Source organism: Burkholderia sp. PAMC 26561, assembly GCF_001557535.2.
In the GTDB taxonomy this organism is placed as follows: domain Bacteria; phylum Pseudomonadota; class Gammaproteobacteria; order Burkholderiales; family Burkholderiaceae; genus Caballeronia.
Window position 1 is genome coordinate 310,516 of the sequence record NZ_CP014315.1, and the last position, 18,375, is coordinate 328,890.

At 61.3% G+C, this 18,375-nt stretch carries 16 protein-coding genes; 5 read left to right on the forward strand and 11 right to left on the reverse strand.

The annotated features are described in order from the left end of the window. Window positions 1-6 precede the first annotated feature (6 nt). A complete protein-coding gene (locus tag AXG89_RS36055) occupies window positions 7-897 on the reverse strand; it encodes a LysR family transcriptional regulator (protein WP_075358754.1) in 891 nt (296 codons plus the stop codon). A gap of 123 nt (window positions 898-1,020) precedes the next feature. Between AXG89_RS36055 and AXG89_RS36060 the strand changes: the two genes are divergently transcribed. Beyond that, window positions 1,021-1,770: an SDR family NAD(P)-dependent oxidoreductase gene (locus AXG89_RS36060; RefSeq protein WP_075358755.1), complete on the forward strand. Its 750-nt coding sequence runs from the start codon at window positions 1,021-1,023 to the stop codon at window positions 1,768-1,770. 29 nt (window positions 1,771-1,799) lie between these two features. Then, window positions 1,800-2,393, forward strand: coding sequence for an NADPH-dependent F420 reductase (locus tag AXG89_RS36065; protein WP_075358756.1), 594 nt, complete (start codon window positions 1,800-1,802; stop codon window positions 2,391-2,393). 16 nt (window positions 2,394-2,409) lie between these two features. Here AXG89_RS36065 and AXG89_RS36070 read toward each other — a convergent pair whose 3' ends face one another. From AXG89_RS36070 to deoC, 8 genes are all read right to left on the reverse strand, one after another. Further along, window positions 2,410-3,471 carry an ABC transporter permease gene (locus AXG89_RS36070; RefSeq protein ID WP_062001297.1) on the reverse strand — a complete coding sequence of 354 codons (1,062 nt, stop codon included), beginning with the start codon at window positions 3,469-3,471 and terminating at the stop codon, window positions 2,410-2,412. After that, entirely contained in the window at window positions 3,468-4,994 is a 1,527-nt protein-coding gene (locus AXG89_RS36075; protein WP_075358794.1) for a sugar ABC transporter ATP-binding protein, read from the reverse strand. The genes AXG89_RS36070 and AXG89_RS36075 overlap by 4 nt, the downstream gene beginning before the upstream one ends. A 92-nt stretch (window positions 4,995-5,086) precedes the next feature. Then, complete coding sequence (locus AXG89_RS36080; protein ID WP_062001296.1) at window positions 5,087-6,091, reverse strand: autoinducer 2 ABC transporter substrate-binding protein; 1,005 nt, start codon at window positions 6,089-6,091, stop codon at window positions 5,087-5,089. Window positions 6,092-6,144: 53 nt separating this feature from the next. Beyond that, the gene (locus tag AXG89_RS36085; RefSeq protein ID WP_075358757.1) at window positions 6,145-7,179 is read right to left on the reverse strand and encodes an ABC transporter permease; all 1,035 of its coding nucleotides are present in this window, start codon (window positions 7,177-7,179) and stop codon (window positions 6,145-6,147) included. 16 nt (window positions 7,180-7,195) lie between these two features. Continuing rightward, window positions 7,196-8,131 carry a ribokinase gene (gene rbsK, locus AXG89_RS36090; RefSeq protein WP_075358758.1) on the reverse strand — a complete coding sequence of 312 codons (936 nt, stop codon included), beginning with the start codon at window positions 8,129-8,131 and terminating at the stop codon, window positions 7,196-7,198. Continuing rightward, complete coding sequence (locus tag AXG89_RS36095; protein ID WP_075358759.1) at window positions 8,128-8,601, reverse strand: RbsD/FucU family protein; 474 nt, start codon at window positions 8,599-8,601, stop codon at window positions 8,128-8,130. Before AXG89_RS36095 ends, rbsK begins: the two co-directional genes overlap by 4 nt. Window positions 8,602-8,681: 80 nt before the next feature. After that, window positions 8,682-11,072 carry an aldehyde dehydrogenase family protein gene (locus tag AXG89_RS36100; RefSeq protein WP_062001292.1) on the reverse strand — a complete coding sequence of 797 codons (2,391 nt, stop codon included), beginning with the start codon at window positions 11,070-11,072 and terminating at the stop codon, window positions 8,682-8,684. 33 nt (window positions 11,073-11,105) lie between these two features. Continuing rightward, window positions 11,106-12,113, reverse strand: coding sequence for a deoxyribose-phosphate aldolase (gene deoC / locus AXG89_RS36105; protein WP_075358795.1), 1,008 nt, complete (start codon window positions 12,111-12,113; stop codon window positions 11,106-11,108). A 256-nt stretch (window positions 12,114-12,369) separates the two neighbouring features. On the opposite strand from deoC, the gene AXG89_RS36110 reads away from it, so the two are divergent. Together AXG89_RS36110 and AXG89_RS36115 are read left to right on the forward strand one after the other, a co-directional pair. Next, entirely contained in the window at window positions 12,370-13,923 is a 1,554-nt protein-coding gene (locus AXG89_RS36110) for a sensor histidine kinase (RefSeq protein ID WP_062002280.1), read from the forward strand. A 300-nt stretch (window positions 13,924-14,223) separates the two neighbouring features. Beyond that, the gene (locus AXG89_RS36115; RefSeq protein WP_062001291.1) at window positions 14,224-15,327 is read left to right on the forward strand and encodes a glycosyltransferase; all 1,104 of its coding nucleotides are present in this window, start codon (window positions 14,224-14,226) and stop codon (window positions 15,325-15,327) included. Between the two features lie 18 nt (window positions 15,328-15,345). Here the strand turns inward: AXG89_RS36115 and AXG89_RS36120 are convergent, their stop codons facing one another. Beyond that, window positions 15,346-16,494: a CaiB/BaiF CoA transferase family protein gene (locus AXG89_RS36120; protein WP_075358760.1), complete on the reverse strand. Its 1,149-nt coding sequence runs from the start codon at window positions 16,492-16,494 to the stop codon at window positions 15,346-15,348. Window positions 16,495-16,628: 134 nt separating this feature from the next. Here AXG89_RS36120 and AXG89_RS36125 point away from each other — a divergent pair, with 134 nt between their 5' ends. Next, window positions 16,629-17,417: a hypothetical protein gene (locus AXG89_RS36125; protein WP_075358761.1), complete on the forward strand. Its 789-nt coding sequence runs from the start codon at window positions 16,629-16,631 to the stop codon at window positions 17,415-17,417. On the opposite strand, the gene AXG89_RS36130 is transcribed toward AXG89_RS36125, so the two are convergent. After that, window positions 17,410-18,315 carry a LysR substrate-binding domain-containing protein gene (locus AXG89_RS36130; protein WP_075358762.1) on the reverse strand — a complete coding sequence of 302 codons (906 nt, stop codon included), beginning with the start codon at window positions 18,313-18,315 and terminating at the stop codon, window positions 17,410-17,412. The genes AXG89_RS36125 and AXG89_RS36130 overlap by 8 nt on opposite strands. Window positions 18,316-18,375: the final 60 nt, after the last annotated feature.

Genomic DNA, 18,375 nt, shown 5'->3' on the forward strand with positions numbered 1-18,375 from the left:
CATGGATTAAATACGCTGCAGTAACGCCGCCGCAAAAAAGTCAGTCGCGCGGCGCACGCGTGCCGGTACGAACCGGCGTTTCGGCCAGATGAGGCTGACGTCCCTGGCGTCGCCAATGAAGTCCTCCAGGATCGTGATGACGTCCGGATGGTCGAGTTCATCGGCGAGAGAAACTTTCGCGAACAGGCCAATTCCAACGCCTTCCAGCACACCGGACCGGATCGTTTCGACACTATTGGATGAAAGGTTGCCGCGAACGGCCACGCTGAACCGGCCTTCCGGTCCGACGAATGGCCAGTTTGCCGACTCGATCAGGCCGCCGTATAAAAGGCAATTGTGATCGACGAGTTCGGCAGGAGTCTTCGGTATCCCGCGTTGCTCGAAGTAGCGCCGTGATCCGACACATACGAGCGGCGTTGTGGTCACGCGCCGGACAACCGCGTCGGGTTCATCGACGGGACCTACCCGGATCGCCAGGTCGATCCGGTCCTGCACCATATCGCGCACGAAGTCCGACAGAACGAGATCGACCTGAAGGCCGGGATTGAGCGCCAACAACTCAGGTATGAGCGGAAGAATGTGAAGGCGTCCGAAGGTCGAGGACGTCGCGATCCTGATCAATCCCGAGACATTGAGCGTGCTGCTTTTCAGCTCGCTGTCGGCTTCATCCATCTCTTCAATCAGCGGTTTCGTCCGGTCGTAGTAGCGCTGCCCTTGATCCGTCAGCGTGACGCTGCGCGTGCTGCGGTTGAACAGCATCACGCCGAGACGCTTCTCCAGCGCGCCAACGGCCTTGCTGACGGCCGACTGCGAATCACCGGTCCTGCGGGCTGCCGCGGAAAAGCCGCCTGCTTCAACCACGGCGATAAACGCATCCACTTCGTGAAACCGGTCCATTGCATTCCCTTCGACTGACCCATTCGAACAGAGAATAGATCTTATGAAAAATATGCGGATTATCATTCGCCGCGAGGGGAATTATGCTGGTTTTGTCAATCACGCACAGAACAGAAGGTCTCCATGTCCACTCTTACAGACAAGATTGCCGTGATCAGCGGCGGAACGACCGGTATCGGATTAGCGATTGCCCAGCGGTTTGTCGCAGAAGGCGCGCACGTCTTCATCTTCGGCCGCCGGCAGGCACAGCTCGACGAAGCCGCCAAACTCATTGGGCGCAACGTCACCGCCATCCAGGCCGACGTCACGAACGTCGATGACCTGGACCGCGTCGCTGCATTGGTCAAGAAAGAAAAAGGCATCGTCGATATTGTCGTTTCGAATGCGGGCTTAACAGAGCAGGCTTCCATCGATACCCTAACGCCCGAACACTTCGACAAGACTTTCAACCTCAACGCCCGCGCCCCGGTTTTCCTCGTGCAGAAGCTGCTGCCCCTGATGACGGGCGGCGGATCGATCGTGCTGGTTTCGTCGGCGATGCACGGCATGGGCATTCCCGGACACACCGCGTATGCGGCGACCAAGGCGGCGATGCGATCCTACGCCCGCACGTGGGCCGCCGAATTCAAGGATCGCGGCATTCGCGTCAATACGCTGAGCCCGGGCGTCACCGACACGCCGATTCTCGATTCCCAGGCGAAGTCGCCCGAAGAGCGCGAAGCGCTGGTGAGGATGTACCTGAACATGATCCCGCTTGGCCGGCTTGCACGTGCCGATGAGATGGCCAGTGCGGCGCTGTTCCTCGCTTCCGATCAGAGTTCCTACATGACCGGTGCGGACCTGATGGACGACGGTGGCGTCGGCCAGGTCTGAGATCCGTTCAACTATCAAAGGAGAGATCAATGAACTACGCAATCATCGGGCTTGGCAAGATCGGCACGGCCATCGCCCAGGCTTTTGCCCGTCAGGGCATCGAAGTAGCAGTGGCAGGCAGGCGGCCGCTGGACGTGCTCGCTGCAAAAATCGGCCCGTCGCTCGTCGCGCAGCGAATCGAGGACGCGGTGAAGGCCGACGTGGTTATCCTGGCCGTGCCCTTCGGTACGCATCAGGACATTGGACGGACGGCGGGAAGCTGGGAAGGAAAGATCGTGATCGATGCAACCAATGCCTACGATGTCCCACCGGAAGAGTTGGGCGGCCTGCCGTCGACCGCCGCTGTTGCGAAGGCGTTTCCGGGAGCGAAGCTGGTGAAGGCGTTCAACCATTTGCCGGCGGGTGTGCTGGCGCAAGGACCGACGCCGCTTCAAGGCGGACGGCGGGTCGTGTTCGTCGCAGGCGATGACGACGCGGCCAGCGCGTCGGTGGCGAAGCTGGTAGACCGGCTTGGGTTTGCACCGATCGAACTCGGGAAGATCGGCGAAGGCGGCCTGCTCATCCAGGCAAGGGGCCGCACGTGGGCCCACTTGATTTTTCAGGATCTGGTCAAGTTCGAGTGATGAAGGGTACGCGGTTTTACCTTGCGCGCCTGCCCAACGCAAACAACGTCCCGGCGACCAGAATAAACGCGCCGATAATCACCTTCTGCCAGGTACTCGGCACGCCGACCAGAATCAGCACGCTGTTGATAAGCGTCACGAGCACCACGCCCAACAGCGTGCCAACAACCGTACCCGTCCCGCCGGTAATCCTCGCCCCGCCTAGAATCACCGCGGCGATCACATCCAGCTCCGTGCCCACCAGATCAAACGGATTCGCCAATCGATTGGTCGATACGTGCAGAATCCCCGCGATCCCTGCCAGCATCCCCGTGTATCCGAACACGAACAAATGAATTGAGCGCAGGTTGTAGCCGAGCCGCTCGGCGATCGGCAAGCTTCCGCCCATTGCGTAAACGCCGCGTCCCATCATCGTTCGATTCAGCAGCCACCACGTCACGACCGCTGCCACAAACAACGCAATCACCGATACCGGCAACACCGCGCGAAGGCCATCGTTCGTGTGATAGAAAAAGAGCGGCAAACGCCCGAAGCTATCCATGCTGTGCGGGATGTTCATGAAGAACTGCGTTCCCACGAACGTCAGCAACAGGCCGCGATACAGGTACTGCGTGCCGATCGTCACGATCAGCGAAGGCGCTTTCAGCCGATGCACGAGCACGCCGTTGATCAACCCCAGCAACACGCCGCCGAGCGCGCCACATAAAAGAATCAGCGCAAACGGCGCATCCGGCCACCACGCAAACACGGCCTTGGTGATGGAGTACATCGTGAAAGCGGCAATCGCGGTGAACGACACATCGATCCCGCCCGACGCCAGCACCACGAGCGTCCCCAGCGCAAACAACGACACGGTCGTGCCCGAGTGCAGCAAATCGAAGATGGTCGCGAACTGGAAGAAGCGCGGGTTCAGCGTGCCGACCACAAGACACGTGATGATGATCAGCCCGAGCGTGAACCACTCCGGATTGCGCACCAGCCGCGCGGTAAAGCTCAACTGCCGCACTCGGGGTGCGACTTCGGCCAATGGCGGCTTGATCTGCGATGTCTGAGCAACGCGATGAATTGACTCGCTCATGCTGCCTCTGAAAGTAGTGCGTGATAAAGATCGGCCTCGGTCAAGTCTTCGGCTCTGTACTCGTCCGATACACGGCCTTTCTTCATCATCAGGATCCGGTCGGAATTCTGCAGCAACTCGGGCAGGTCGTCGCTGATCAGGATGATGCCAATGCCCTGCTCCGCCAGCCGCTGCATGATGCGATAAATGATGTCCTTCGATCCCACGTCCACGCCAACGGTCGGTCCATGCAGGATCAGAACGCGTGGATCGATGGCAAGCCATCGCCCGATCAATACACGTTGCTGGTTGCCGCCCGAAAGCGATTGCACGGGTTTGTCCACGTCGGGCGTTGCAATCTGCAAGTCCTTCACGGTGCGTTCGGCAAGTTCACGGGCGCGCTTTTTGTCGACTTGTCCGAAGCGGTCGCGCAAGCTCGAAATCAACGCGGTGATGACGTTGTCGCGAATGGACTTGTCGAGGAAAAGCCCTTCGTTCAGGCGGTCTTCCGGCACATAACCTATGCGTTGCCACTTGGCATCGGACGGCGTTTTGAGCCGCACGATGGAACCATCCAGCGTCACCGTCCCGCTGTCCGCGGGTGCGACGCCCGCAAGCGCCCGCGCGAGTTCGTTGCGCCCGGAATCGAGCAGACCGGTCACGCCGAGAATTTCTCCGCGATGCAGCGAGAACGTGACATCGGCGAACTGGCGCGAACGCGACAGGCTCTTCACATCGAGCACGATCTCACGGCCGTCCATGACCTCGGCCTTCCTGTAGCGCTCGTTCGATAACTGCTTTCCCGTCATCAACTCGCCAATCTGCGCCTTCGTATAATTTTCGATAGGACCCTGCGCCATCTTCTGGCCGTCGCGCAACACGATCACTTCACCGCCGATTGCGTAACACTCGTCCAGCTTGTGACTCACGAACAGCACCGCGACGCCGTCGGCGCGCAGTTTTGCGAGCACCGCGATCAGGTTATCGACTTCCTTTTGCGTAAGCGATGTCGTGGGTTCATCCATGATGACGAACTTCGCTTCGCTCGCAATCGCGCGTGCAATAGCCACGAGCTGGCGCGTAGCCAACGGCAATTGTTCGATCAAGGTCGCCTGGAAATCGGCATCGCCGGGAAGGCCTACTGCTTCCAGCGCACGCGCCGCCGTGCGTGCCAGTGCCTTGCGATCAAACGTCCGCGCAAGGCGTCCGCCATGCGCCGCGAGTTCCGAAGTCAGGCCGACGTTCTCCGCCACGCTCATGTTCGGCAGCAGCGAAAGATCCTGATACACGGTTTCGATACCCGCCGACAATGCCTCGAGCGGTGCGAGCCGCGCATGCCGTGCGCCTTCGATGACAAGCTCACCCTGATCGGGCGGTTGCGCACCGGAGATGATCTTGATCAACGTGCTCTTGCCGCAGCCGTTCTCGCCGAGCAGGTGATAGATCTGCCCGCGCTCGAAAGAAAGGCTCACGCCACGCAGCGCATACACGCCGGTAAAGCGCTTATGGATATCGACGACTTCAAGAAGCGGCACTGTACTCATCACTGAACCTTCAACCCTTTCAAGCTTCCTGATGACAGCGTGCATGGCGCCCTTCGGGACACCGTGCACGCCTTGCGTCCTGCCAGCCAAGATCAGAACGGATACTGCTTGTAGTTGGTCTTGTCGACATCAACCCAGCCCGTTCCGCGCACGATGATGCCCTTGCCCGGACCCTTGCTCACGGTGACCTTGTTGTATCCGACGATGCCCAGGTCCGCGCCGTTCTCGACTGTCTTGCCATCCACGAGCATCTTCGCGACCTTGTTCATCGCGATACCCGCAAGCTTCGGATCCCAGAACGCGATGCCGTTGACCGCGCCGCTTTCAAGGAACTTGCCGGCTTCGGTCGGCAGGCCCGTGCCGTACACGCAGATCTTGCCGACCTTGCCCGCCTCTTCCACCGCACGGCCAATGCCGATCACATCCAGCGACGACGACCCTTGGAAGCCGGTCAGGTCAGGGTGCTTGCGCAGTACTTCCTTCGCGACCTGATAAGCACGTTCGCCGTCGTTATTGGTTTCGAGTTTCGGCTCGACGAGGTCCATCTTCGGGTACTTCTGCTTCGCATTGCCAATACCGCCATCCGCCCACTGGACCTGCGAACGGCTGCCGAGAGAACCGACCAGCACCGCCCACTTGCCTTGCGAACCCATGCACTTCGCCAGACGTTCGTTCAGGCCCGCGCCATACGCGGTGTTGTCGAACGCTTCGATATCGACCATCGTGTTCTTGGCGTTGTCGGCTTCATGCGTGACGACCTTGATGCCGCGATCCATCGCCTTCTTCAGCGCCGGTTCGAGCGTCGGCGGGTCGTAGGGAACGACCGCGATCGCCGTGACCTTCTTCGCGATCAAGTCTTCGATGATCTTCAGTTGCTGCGCGGCGTCCGCGCGTCCCGGACCGGTCTGATACGCGTTCACGCCGGGATTGTCCTTGGCGAATTCCTTCACGCCGTCGTCCATCCGGTTGAACCAGTTGATACCCGTGACCTTCACCACCGTGACGATGGTTTCGTTGGTCGCGGCGTGGGCCGCGGCAATGATGCCGCCAGTCAGCGTGACAGCAGCGAGTGCGATGGCAATGCGATTGAGTTTCATGCGTTTGTCTCCGTTATGGTTTGTATGTACAGCACATGAGATGAATCGAAAATTCAGGCGGCGGGCGGTTTCGGCACTTTGATCACGGGCGCCGCGCCGCCCCGTCCGAAGATCGCGCGCACGCGTTCTCCGCCGGCGAGCGCCAGCGATGCCAGCAGTAGAAAGCCCCAGGCGCAATCGCCGAAGAACTGCGACACGCCGAGCAAATTGAACAGGCTCGATAAAAACTGCAGCACGGTCGCGGCCAGGAACACGCACACGATGCGCCCATATCCGCCCGCCGGATTCACGCCGCCCATCACCGCAATCAGGATCGCGATCAGCAGGTACGAGTTGCCGTAATCCCATTTCGCGCTCGAGGTATGCGTCGCGCTGATCAATCCCGCGAGCGATGCCAGCACGCCGCACATGCCGTACGTGAGAATCAGCATACGGTCACGCGGAATGCCTGCGTAGAACGCAGCTTTCGGATTCGTGCCCATCAGATAGAGACGCAGGCCGAACGGCGTGCGCTTGAGCAACCAGCCGAGCAACAAAACGGTTGCCACGAAGATCCAGAGCGATATGGGTACTTCCAGGAGGGTGCCGTTGCCGATCGCTGAAAGCGCATCGAGATATTCGACGCGCACCGACGCGCCGTTGCTGAGCACGACGGCAATTCCGGTAAACAACAACGACGTACCCAGCGTGCAAAGAATCGGCGTGAGTTTCAGGCGCGCGATGATCACGCCGTTCATCAACCCGCCGATCAAACCGAGCGCCACCGTGATCGCGCAGAACACGGCTGTGTAAAGCACGGGCGAGTTGTCGGCGGAGATGAACATGGGCAGCAACAGCGCCGCGACCATGCCCGAAAGATTGGCGAGCGCCACGCCCGACAAGTCGATACCGCCATTGCCCGATACCATCGAAAGCATGATGCCGAGCGCGAGCAGGCCGAGCTCGGGCAACTGGCTGCCCATCGACTGGAGGTTGTCGATATCGACGAACTGTCCGTGCGATAAAACCGTCGCAACGATCACGACCAGCAGGTTCACCGCGACCAGGAAATTCAGTTGCCGGTCAGCGAGCAATTTCGATGCAAACATCCAGGCGCTCCTCGGTTCAGGAATGTTGAGCTGGTTCGCCGAGTACGGCGTGGATCTCGGCGAGCTTCGGCATGGACGGTGCAGTACCCGCACGCGTGACCGACAGACTTGCGAGCGCGCAGCCGAAACGTACGGCGTCGAGCGCGCTTTCGCCGCGTGCGAGCGCCGCGGCAAAACCGCCGGTGAAGCCGTCGCCAGCGCCCGCGGTTTCGACCACACGGCCGCAGTTGAACGCCGGCACCAGCACCGATTCCTTCGATGTATGCAGCAACGCGCCCGCTTCTCCCAACGTCACGATCACGGCTTTCACGCCTTTGCCGAGCAGGACGTCGGCGGCTTTGCGTGCATCGTCGACTGAGGCGATTTCAACGCCGGTCAGCGCTGTCGCTTCGGTTTCGTTCGGCGTGATGTAGTCGCACAGCGGGAAGATGTCGTCATCGAGCGTGAACGCGGGCGCCGGATTGAACACGGTCGTCACGCCATGACGATGCGCGATTTCAAGTCCGCGCTTCGCCGCCGCAACAGGTTGTTCGAGTTGCGTGACGAAGACCGCGGCAGATGCAATATCGGCCTCGATAGCGTCCACGTCTTCCGGGCACAAATGTCCAGCCGCGCCCGACGCCACGATGATAGCGTTCCCGCCGGTGACGTCATCCACGAAGATATGCGCCGCGCCGGTTGCCACGCCATCCGTCGACGTGGCGCGCGCCGTGATGCCTTCCGCAGCCCACGTCGAGCGCGCGATTTCGCCGAACGCATCCGCGCCGAGACGGGTGCAGAAGATCACGTCGGCGCCCGCGCGTGCAGCCGCCACCGCCTGATTGGAACCCTTGCCGCCGGGCCCCATCGCGAATGCCGTTCCGGCGATGGTCTCGCCCAGGAGCGGCATGCGCGCGGCGCGAAACGTCAGGTCCGTCACATAGATGCCGAGAATGACGACGCTGCGGCTCATTTCTCATTCCCCGACGGTGCATCGGGCGCAAGGTTCACGCCCTTCTTGAAGACGAAGCAACCATAACCGCGCCCTTCGCCGGTCGCGATCACGCAATACGCTTGTTTCGCACGCTCATAAAACGCAAACCGTTCGATTGAAGCAAACGGCGTCGTCTTTCCTTCGGCGGCATCGACTTCAGTCTGTGCTTCGCGTTGAACGGCGGGGAGCGCGTTTGCATCGCCGACAACTTCCATGCGCTCGGCCGGATGATCGACAAAACTATCCAGCGTGAACACCGACAGCACCGCGCGGATCGCACGCGGCGCATCCACGCCATCGAGCCGCAGCACGTGGCCGAGGACGGTCTGGCGCGCGACGGAATCGGCGGGGAAGTTTGCATCGCAGATCACGACTTCATCGCCGTGACCCATGGCGCACAGCGCGTGCAGGATGTCGGCGTTCAGCAGCGGATCGAGGTTCTTGAGCATTGTGTCTCCTTCAGTTGAGCGGCCCCGCTGTCGTGCGGGGTCAAGCGCTCAGATTCTATTTCTTCTGCTTCCGCTGCGTTTCAATCCCCGTACGGAATCCAGATATTCTTCACCTGCACGGCTTGTCTCAGGAACGGCAAGCCTTCGGAAACGTCGGCATCGAACCAGTCGAACACGCGGCCGTGATCCACGAACGTGCGCTTCAGGTTGCCGATGGATTCACGCTCCACCATCGCCGATAAATCCGCGCCGCCGAAGGACCAGACGGCATCGACATCGTCGTGTTTCGCAAGCGTCGACGCCAGCGGCTTGCGCTCGCCCGTGATGATATTCAGCGCGCCAGCGGGCACATCCGATGTCTCGACCACCTGATAGAAGTCCGTGGCCATCAGCGGGCAGGTTTCGCTCGGCACCGCGACCACACGATTGCCCAATGCGAGCGCCGGTGCGATCAACGAAACGAGGCCCAGCAACGGCGCTTCATCCGGACACACCACGCCGATCACGCCGAGCGGTTCGTGCATGGCGAGCGCCACGCCCTTGAGCGGCGGCGAATGCACGGCGCCGTCGAACTTGTCGGCCCACGCGCCATAGGTGAACAAGCGCGTGATCGATGCTTCGACTTCGCGCTCGGCCTGGGCCGGAGAGATGCCGGTTCGCGCAACCAGTTGCCGTGCAAATTCCTCCGCACGCGCCGACAGATTTTCCGCGAGGTAATACAGCACTTGCGCGCGATTATGCGTGCTGGCCTGCGACCATTTTGCGGCGCCGCGCGCTGCCGCAACTGCGTTGCGCACGTCCTTGCGGCTGCCTTCCCCCACCTCGCCGACGATGCTCCCCGACGGTGCAAACACGAGCCGCGTGTAACCGCTGTCCGGCCGAACCTGCTTTCCGCCGACGAACATCTTCGCTGTGCGATCCAGCGCGCTGACATTGGATTCGGCCACTGAAGTGGACGCTGCAGGCGCACTGGACGCCGACGAACGAACGGCCAGCTTAGACCACGCACGCGGCTTCAGGTACTCGTAAATCCCCTCGCGTCCGCCTTCGCGGCCGAAGCCCGATTCGCGATATCCGCCGAAGCCGACGCCGGCATCGAATAGATTGGTTGCGTTGATCCAGACCACGCCGCATTCCAGGCGCGGCGCAATGTCCAGCGCACGGCCAATGGTCTCGCTCCATACACTCGCAGCGAGTCCATAGCGGGAATGGTTCGCGAGCGCGACGGCTTCATCGGGCGTGCGGAAACTCATGGTCACGAGCACCGGCCCGAAGATCTCGTCCTGCGCAAGCGTGGACGCGGGCGCGACATTCGTCACCAGCGTCGGTGGATAAAACGCGCCCTGCTCCGGCATCTGCAGCGCCTTGGGCTGATGAATCACGCAGCCCTCTGCAACGCCGCGCGCAACGAGCGACTGAATGCGTTCGAGCTGCACGGTATCGACGATCGCGCCCATGTCGATGCCCTTGTCGAGCGACGGCCCGACCCGCAGCGTATCCATGCGCCGCTTCAGCTTGTCGATAAAACGCTTCTCCACGCCTTCCTGCACGAGCAAGCGCGAACCCGCGCAGCACACTTGTCCCTGGTTGAACCAGATTGCATCGACGACACCTTCCACTGCGCTGTCGAGATCGGCGTCATCGAAAACGATGAACGGCGACTTGCCGCCCAGTTCCAGCGTCAACGACTTGCCCGAGCCTGCCGTCGCCACACGAATCTGCTTGCCGACTTCCGTTGAACCCGTAAAGGCAATCTTCGCGATGCGCGGATGATCGACCAGCGCGGCGCCGGTTCGTCCGTCGCCGGTGACGACGTTCAGCACGCCCGCAGGCAATCCCGCACGCGCCGCCAGTTCGGCGAACAGCAACGCGGTCAGCGGCGTGTATTCGGCCGGCTTCAGCACCACGCAGTTGCCGAGGGCGAGCGCCGGTGCAATCTTCCACGAGAGCATCAGCAGCGGGAAATTCCACGGCACGATCTGCCCGATCACACCCAGCGGCGCCCAGTCGGCGAACTCGCGATCCTGCAATTGCGCCCAGCCTGCGTGATGCAGGAAATGGCGGGCTACGAGCGGTATGTCGATGTCGCGCGATTCGCGGATCGGCTTGCCGTTATCGAGCGATTCGAGCACGGAAAAAAGGCGCGCGTTGCGCTGGACCATTCGCGACAGCGCATACAAATGACGCGCACGGCCGGCGCCACCAAGCGCTTGCCACGCTGGCAACGCCCGGTGCGCGGCGTCGACTGCTGCGTCCACATCGGACTGATCGCCTTGCGCAATGCTCGAAAGCACCCGCCCGGTAGCAGGCTCCGAAGAATCGAACCGCTCGCCGGCCAAGGGCTCACGAAAAGCGCCATCGATGAAATGACCAAAACCGTTGGTGTGTTGATCCAGCCAGGCGCGCGCGGCGCCGTCGTCTTCCGGTGCAGGTCCGTAATCCATCGAGGAGAAATAGTCGGCTACGCTCATTGGGAGCTCGTGTAAGAGAGTGATGCGAAAAATTCAGGCGACAGGATGCCGATGAAAAGCGGAATAGCGACCGGTGACGTGATGTTCGAGCTGCCGTTCGATATCGGCGAGCAGACTCGATGCGCCAATGCGAAACAACTCCGGTTCGAGCCATTCGCGGCCGAGTTCCTCTTTCATCAGGATCTGGTATTCGAGCACCGACTTGGCCGTCGACACGCCGCCCGCAGGCTTGAAGCCGATCATCACGCCCGTGCGTTCGAGGTATTCGCGGATCATGCGGACCATCACGAGCGAAACGTCGAGCGTGGCGTTCACGCCTTCCTTGCCCGTCGATGTCTTGATGAAATCGGCGCCGGCCATCATGCAGACCATCGACGCCTTGGCGATATTCGACAGCGTGCGGATATCGCCCGTCGCGAGAATCGCCTTGATATGCGCCGGGCCGCAAGCCGCGCGGAAGTCGCGCATTTCGTCGTAAAGGGCTTGCCAGTTGCCGTTCAGCACATGTTCGCGCGTGACGACAATATCGATCTCCGCCGCGCCGTCTTTCACAGACGCCTCGATTTCCTTCAGCTTCAGCGGATGCGGGATCAGCCCGGCAGGAAAACCTGTGGATACCGCCGCGACCGGAATGCCGCTGCCGGCAAGCGCCGCGACAGCGGTCGCAACGAAACGGTGGTACACGCAGACCGCGCCGGTCTTGATGGAACCGGGCGGCATGCCGAGCGATTCGAGCAGGTCATCGCGAACCGGACGGCGCGCTTTCGCACACAGCCGTTCGACGCGCGAGGCGGTATCGTCGCCATTGAGCGTGGTCAGATCGATGCAGGTGACGGCTTTCAGAAGCCACGCGGCCTGCGCGTCCTTCTTTACGGCGCGGCGCGTGCCGAGCGTGCCGACTCGCCGGCCCACGGCCGACTGGTTGACGCGCAAGCCGTCGATCCACGAGAGATCCAGGGGCACGCCGGGATTGCGTTCGGCATGAACGGCGGGCGGTTTGCCGCGCAAGGGGACAACGGATTGAGAAGCGACGTCGAGCATGAGTAGGGCCGGTTGTGCAACGCACAACATTTTCCGGTTAATCAATAGAGCATTCTAACATTCTCTTGTTACGATCGTAACATCGGGGATTACGCCTATGCCCGCGAAAAAACATTCAGCATTGCGCGCCAGCAAGCCACTTAAATCCGCCAAAAGTCATCAATACGGTTCTCACGGTTAGAATCTCGTACTGAGCCGGATTTGTCATAAGTTGATGCACATCGACAATGCCGCCGCTGCCGCCGAGGAGAGTTTGATGGACGCATTGCCACCAGAAGAAACCATCCGCAGCGCCGTCGACCGGTCGGTAAGCCGCTTGCGCCTGCAGCACGAACTTGCCGTGCAGTTCGCGACATCCGTCCTGCGCGTGCACAACGCCGACGCGTTGCTCGATGAAGCGTGCAAGGCGGTATCGGCGGGATTGCATTCTCGCTTTGTCAAAGTGCTGCGCTATCAGCCGGAAAGCCAGACCTTCGTGCTGGAAGCAGGCGTGGGCTGGGACCCGGCGGATATCGGCACGACAGAACTCGGCGCCGACGACGCCAGCCCCGCAGGCCACGCGTTCACGAGCGGACGGCCGGTGTTGTCGAATCACCTCGGCGCCGAACACCGTTTTCGCACGCCCGAATTGCTGACGCGCCACGGCATCAAGCGCGCGATCAACGTGCCCATTCGCGGCATTCCGGAAACCTACGGCGTGCTGGAAGCCGACAGTTCCGACGACGAAGACTTCAGCGAAACCGATATCGTTTTCCTGGAAGGCATCGCGAACGTCATCTCGATGAGCCGCGAACGCCTCATGGCGGAATCGCAGACAGACGCCAACGAGCTCTTCTCCACCAGCGTACTGAACGCGAGCGTCGATTGCATTCAGGTGTTGTCGGTCGAGGGCGGGATCGAGTTCATGAACGACAACGGACTCACCGCGCTGAAAATCGATGACTTCGCTGAGATTGGCGGGATGCATTGCATCGACTTGTGGCCCGAGGATCAGCGGACCAAGGTCCTGCACGCGCTGGAGACGGCGGTGAATGGAGACCCCACGCGCTTCGAAGGCCCCTGTCCGACCTGCGCCGGCGATGCGCGCTGGTGGGATGTATCGGTGGCGCCGATTCGCGACCCCGACGACCAGGTCAAACGCGTCGTGCTCACCATGCGCGACGTGACCGAGCGGCACGAAAACGAGGAGAAGCTTGCCGCGCTGGTATCGAGCCAGGAAATCCAGTTGGGCAACTCCGCGCTGATGATGAAGGAAGTGCATCACCGCGTGCGCAACAGCCTGCAGCTCGTGCAGACGCTGCTCGCGTTGCAGGCGAATCTAGCCGGCGACAAATCCGTCGCCGTGCATTTGCAAGCCGCCGCCACGCGTGTGCGCACGGTCGGCTCCGTGCATCACCGGCTTTATCAGGACGACGGGGCCGAAGCCACGGACGCAACAAGTTACCTGCGCGGACTCACCTCGGACCTGGCTGACCTGGCTGCAGGGCGCGAGGTTACGCTGGAAGGCGAATCCATCGTGCTGCCGGCCGCACGGCTCGCCCCGCTTGGGCTTGTCACCGCAGAACTCGTAACCAATGCGCTCAAGTACGGCCGCGGCAAGGTGCGCGTCAAGCTGGAGCGCGCAAACGACGCGCTGCTGCTCGCGGTCGAAGACGAAGGCGACGGCTTTCCGAACGACTTTCCGAAACCGCAGGGCACGGGGCTTGGCATGCGGCTTGTGACGACATATGCCGGCAAGGGCATAGGCTCGGTGACGGTTGACCGGGACGTGCCTTATAGCCGGATCGTGGTGAGATTCGCGCCAGGCTGAAGCACGGCGTTAACAAGGCGCTTCAGCAGAAGCGCCTTATCCAGAATTACGGCCTCAATGAATCACTCAACATAATCGGCCACCATAATCGGCCACTCATTCTCTGAATTAATCAGACATACAAATCGATACAGCACGCGGATTTTCCAGGTGTTAAGCTAAACCGAACACACCGTTGTGTCGCCGTTGCGCATTCCCAAGAAGATTGTTTTACCGGTCTGCAGCCCGGGCGGTGAGCCTTACCGTTCAGCATCTGCTCACGACAATTCCCTTTGAATCAGTCCAGCCGGATACGTGCCCATGACAGAGATCAGCACCCAGGAAAGCAAGCCATCAGGTGAGTCGCGGACAAAGATTCTAATGTGTCCTTTCACGAATTACACCAACCGCTATATCGAGATTCAGAAAAGTCTATTCACCGAGATGGGTTACGACGTCATGCCCCTTTCCGTAAGGGGCTTGCTGCGGGGCGGATTCGTTCAGTTATTCAAACCCGAGAACGTCCTGGTGTTTCACTGGCTTGAGTATCGGCCGTTCAAGCGCGAGAAAGGCCGTGCTCAGTTCAGTATTTCAGGCAGCCTGCTTTTCGCTTTCTATTGCGCGCTGATCACAATTGCCAGAGCGAAGACGGTGTACTTCGTGCACGACCATATAGTCCACGATACAACCGGCTTCAACCGGCGCCTCGCCAGCCGTGTGATGTCGTTCATTCGCGGTCTCGCCGATTTCCGTGTGGTTCACGCGCCGAACTTCGAGGACAAATACAAGGCCACGTACTTGCCCCATCCTCTCTACTGGGATTCGCCGGGTCAGCCGCCTACCGTGCCGAAGAAGGAAAGCGGCAAACCCTTGTTCTCGCTGCTTGGCGTAATCCGCCCGTACAAACAGATCGACGCCGTGCTGGAGAACTGGCCAAGCGAATGCAATCTGCAGATCGCGGGTCTGGGCACCGAGGCGTATCTCGCGACGCTCAACGAGATCCTTGACCGGCGTTCGCTGCGCGGCACCGTGAATCTCGATGCCAAGTTCCTCTCGGACGCCGAGTTCGCGCAAAACGTGGTGAATACGGATGTGATCATCCTGCCGCACGCAGCCGACTCCATGCTGGTGAGCGGCGCGTTTTTCGAAGCGATCGGACGCGTGCCGCTAGTGATCTCGCGCTCGACGCCCTTCATGAAATGGGCAGCCGGCAAGTTCGACAACGTTCATCTCTTCGATGACATCAGCGAGCTTCCGGGCATCGTGCGCTCGATCAGCGAGACGTGGCCGGCAGCAGCATCGAGTTCGGCCAACTCCCTCGCCACCGATGAATTCGGCTGGCGCGCATGCCGCCGGCGCTATGAGCAGTTCTTCGAGTCGGTCGTGGGGCGGCGGAAGGTGGTTGAAGAGGCGGTGGTGGAGTAAGGCGCAGCTTCGCGGCGACTAGATGATGTTCTTCCGCCGCAACCCGTCGATCGTCTGCGCCTGCACTCCCCAGTCGCGAAGAATCTCTTCGCTGTGCTGCCCGGCACTCGCCGGCCCCGCGTTCACCTGCGGCGCGGTCCGGCTGAAGCGCGGCGCCGGTGCCGGTTGCGTCACCCCATCGACTTCTATGAATGTCTCGCGCGCCCGGTTATGCGCGTGCGACGGCGCTTCGTCCATATCCAGGACAGGCGCGAAACACACATCGGTCCCTTCCATCAGATCGCACCACGCTTGCCGTGGTTTCGTTGCGAAGATGGCCGAGATCTTCGTTTTCAGCTCCGGCCATCTGCTGCGGTCCATGTGGTTGTCGAAGGCGGGATCGTGGATATTGCACAGCTTGAGTAGCAACGCGTAAAACTGCGGCTCGATCGATCCCACCGATACAAACTTCCCGTCCGCACACGCATACGTGTTGTAGAAGTGCGCGCCGCCGGCGAGCATGGCCGAGCCGCGTTCTCCCGTCCACGCGCCAAACGCCTTGTAGCCGTAGATCATCGCCCCGAGGAGCGCCGAACCTTCGACCATGGCGGCATCGATCACCTGCCCCTTGCCCGAGCCGCGCGCTTCCAGCAGCGCGCACACGACACCGAACGCGAGCATCATGCCGCCGCCGCCAAAGTCGCCCACGAGATTGAGCGGCGGCACCGGAGGCGCGTCGCCGTCGCCGATCTCGTGCAGCATGCCGCTCATCGCAATGTAGTTCAGGTCGTGCCCGGCGGCGTTCGCAAGCGGTCCGTCCTGGCCCCAGCCGGTCACGCGGCCATAAACAAGCCTGGGATTGCGCGCGAGACAGACGTCCGGCCCAAGTCCGAGCCGCTCCATCACGCCGGGACGAAAGCCTTCGATCAACCCATCGGCCTGGTCGATGAGATGCAGCGCCAGGTCGCGCGCCTCCGGCTCTTTCAGGTCCAGCGCGAGGGAACGGCGTCCGCGCGCCATCACGTCGAAACGGGTGCCTTGCATGGGATAGGGCGTCGGACCGTCCGTGGGCTTGCGGTCGATGCGGATCACTTCAGCGCCCATGTCGGCGAGCATCATTGCGGCGAACGGACACGGACCGAGCCCGACCATCTCGACAATGCGAAATCCCTTCAGCGGTCCGCTCATATTCCGCGCTCCGGGAGCGGCACGTAAATGACTAGCGATTTCATATCGGATTATCCTTGGCGCAAAGTACATGAGGAAGCGCATCAATCCAATAAACTCTACACCTCGAGCGGTCAAACAATCGGAGTCTGCCAATGCGTCTTCAGCCAATCAGGCACGCAAGCCTTTGCGCAGCATGCGTGCTTTTGTGTTTATCGGCTGGTGCTTGGGCTCAACAAGCCGCTAGCGGCACCCCCGCGCCGGCTGCGGCACTCAACATCACGCCGAACTTCGCCGGCGATGATCCCGTGGCCGTCAGGGACGCGCTTGTGCGCAAGCTCACGCCCGGAAAGGCGCGCACGTTCGCTCATCGGGTGGAAGATCTGGTCGGAACGGCGCTGCCCAGGACGCTCCACGATCCCGACGTGACCGATGCAAAGCTGAGCCGCGATCTTGCATTCGTGGTGCCGGCGCCGTATGGCATTAGGTATCGCTCGAAGATCCACGTCATGACCGTCGATGTGGACCTCTCCGACAGCGATCATCCGGACGCCATCGTGCTGAAAAAGACCATCATGGGACCGCGCGGGCGGAAACTGGTCGTTGCGGCGGAAGCGAAGGCGAAGGGGTATATCCAGAACGTCGACGTGATCGAACTCGACACCACCACGGGCAAACACAACAAGACCAGCGTGCGCGGGCGGTTCGGGTTATCGGAAGCGGCGTTCGAAGCGGCGGGCGACGGCGATCTCGCGCTCGTGCTGATCTGCCGCGTGGTGCCGCCTTACCTCACCGAGACCGTCGAGCATAGCGATCCGACCAACGAGGAACCCACCGACATCACCACGCGCACCGCGATGCTGCATGCGAATGTCGGCGATGTCTGGCTGGTCAATCGCGAGAAGGGGGTCGTGCTGGCGAAGGGGCTGCATCTTGTCAAATAAGCGCGCGGCGTGACGCAACCACGTCCAGCAGGCACTCAACCAGCAGGGACGCCGCCGGCGTCAGCGGACTATCGCGGCGCGTCACCAACCCAATCGCAATAGCCGGCGGCAAATCCGATATGGGCAGCACCGCAAGTCCATCGCCGACCCACGGATGATCGAGTAGCGGTGCGGGCAACGCCGCGACGGTGTCCGAGCCGCGCAGCAAACCGTGCGCGATCACAAAGCTCGGACATTCGATCACCCTCTTAGGCTCCGGCAAGCCACTGCCGGCAAAATAATCGAGCAGCTCGCGCGTCGAGCTTTCGGGCGATGGATTGAGCAGCCATTCGGCATCGACGAGTCCGGCAAGCGTTGTGCACCGCGCGAGCGGATGACCTTGGCGCGCGACGATCACCGATGGGCTCTCATACAACTCGATGTAATCGAACTCCGGCCCGAGCCGTTCCGGGTTGACGACGGCCACGACGAAATCCAGCGAACCGTCGCGCAAACGCGGCAACGCCACGCCCGGAAATCCCTCGATAAAACTCACCCGCGCATCCGGCATCTTCTCGCGGAAGGCCTGGAACGCTTTCGGCAGAATCGATAACGCCGCGCTCGGCGTAATGGCCGCGGCAACGCTTCCGGACAGCTCGCCTTTCATGTGCGCGATATCGTCTTCAGCGCGGCGCATCTCGCTTGTCACCATCTGCCCACGAATCCTCAATTGCTGCCCGAACGCCGTGAGTTGCACGCCACGCGCCGTGCGCAAGACCAGCGGCACGCCGAGGTCCTGCTCCAGTTCCTTCAGCGCCTTGGTCAATGCAGCTTGCGAGAGATGCAGGCTGCGCGCCGCCGCCCGAATGCTGCCCTGTTCCGCGACCGTCAGGAATGCTCGCAATTGATGGTATTTCATCGACGTCCGTCTCAAATATCAAACGACAGATATGGGTTTCTACCGACAACCCAAAGTAGT

Bases quoted from the DNA above. Each gene is read 5' to 3' on its own strand.
- AXG89_RS36110 (WP_062002280.1), top strand. From the start codon at position 12,370: ATGGACGCATTGCCACCAGAAGAAACCATCCGCAGCGCCGTCGACCGG.
- AXG89_RS36115 (WP_062001291.1), top strand. From the start codon at position 14,224: ATGACAGAGATCAGCACCCAGGAAAGCAAGCCATCAGGTGAGTCGCGG.
- AXG89_RS36055 (WP_075358754.1), bottom strand. From the start codon at position 897: ATGGACCGGTTTCACGAAGTGGATGCGTTTATCGCCGTGGTTGAAGCA.
- AXG89_RS36120 (WP_075358760.1), bottom strand. From the start codon at position 16,494: ATGAGCGGACCGCTGAAGGGATTTCGCATTGTCGAGATGGTCGGGCTC.
- AXG89_RS36070 (WP_062001297.1), bottom strand. From the start codon at position 3,471: ATGAGCGAGTCAATTCATCGCGTTGCTCAGACATCGCAGATCAAGCCG.
- AXG89_RS36060 (WP_075358755.1), top strand. From the start codon at position 1,021: ATGTCCACTCTTACAGACAAGATTGCCGTGATCAGCGGCGGAACGACC.
- AXG89_RS36080 (WP_062001296.1), bottom strand. From the start codon at position 6,091: ATGAAACTCAATCGCATTGCCATCGCACTCGCTGCTGTCACGCTGACT.
- AXG89_RS36130 (WP_075358762.1), bottom strand. From the start codon at position 18,315: ATGAAATACCATCAATTGCGAGCATTCCTGACGGTCGCGGAACAGGGC.
- AXG89_RS36125 (WP_075358761.1), top strand. From the start codon at position 16,629: ATGCGTCTTCAGCCAATCAGGCACGCAAGCCTTTGCGCAGCATGCGTG.
- AXG89_RS36095 (WP_075358759.1), bottom strand. From the start codon at position 8,601: ATGCTCAAGAACCTCGATCCGCTGCTGAACGCCGACATCCTGCACGCG.
- deoC (WP_075358795.1), bottom strand. From the start codon at position 12,113: ATGCTCGACGTCGCTTCTCAATCCGTTGTCCCCTTGCGCGGCAAACCG.
- rbsK (WP_075358758.1), bottom strand. From the start codon at position 8,131: ATGAGCCGCAGCGTCGTCATTCTCGGCATCTATGTGACGGACCTGACG.
- AXG89_RS36065 (WP_075358756.1), top strand. From the start codon at position 1,800: ATGAACTACGCAATCATCGGGCTTGGCAAGATCGGCACGGCCATCGCC.
- AXG89_RS36085 (WP_075358757.1), bottom strand. From the start codon at position 7,179: ATGTTTGCATCGAAATTGCTCGCTGACCGGCAACTGAATTTCCTGGTC.
- AXG89_RS36075 (WP_075358794.1), bottom strand. From the start codon at position 4,994: ATGAGTACAGTGCCGCTTCTTGAAGTCGTCGATATCCATAAGCGCTTT.
- AXG89_RS36100 (WP_062001292.1), bottom strand. From the start codon at position 11,072: ATGAGCGTAGCCGACTATTTCTCCTCGATGGATTACGGACCTGCACCG.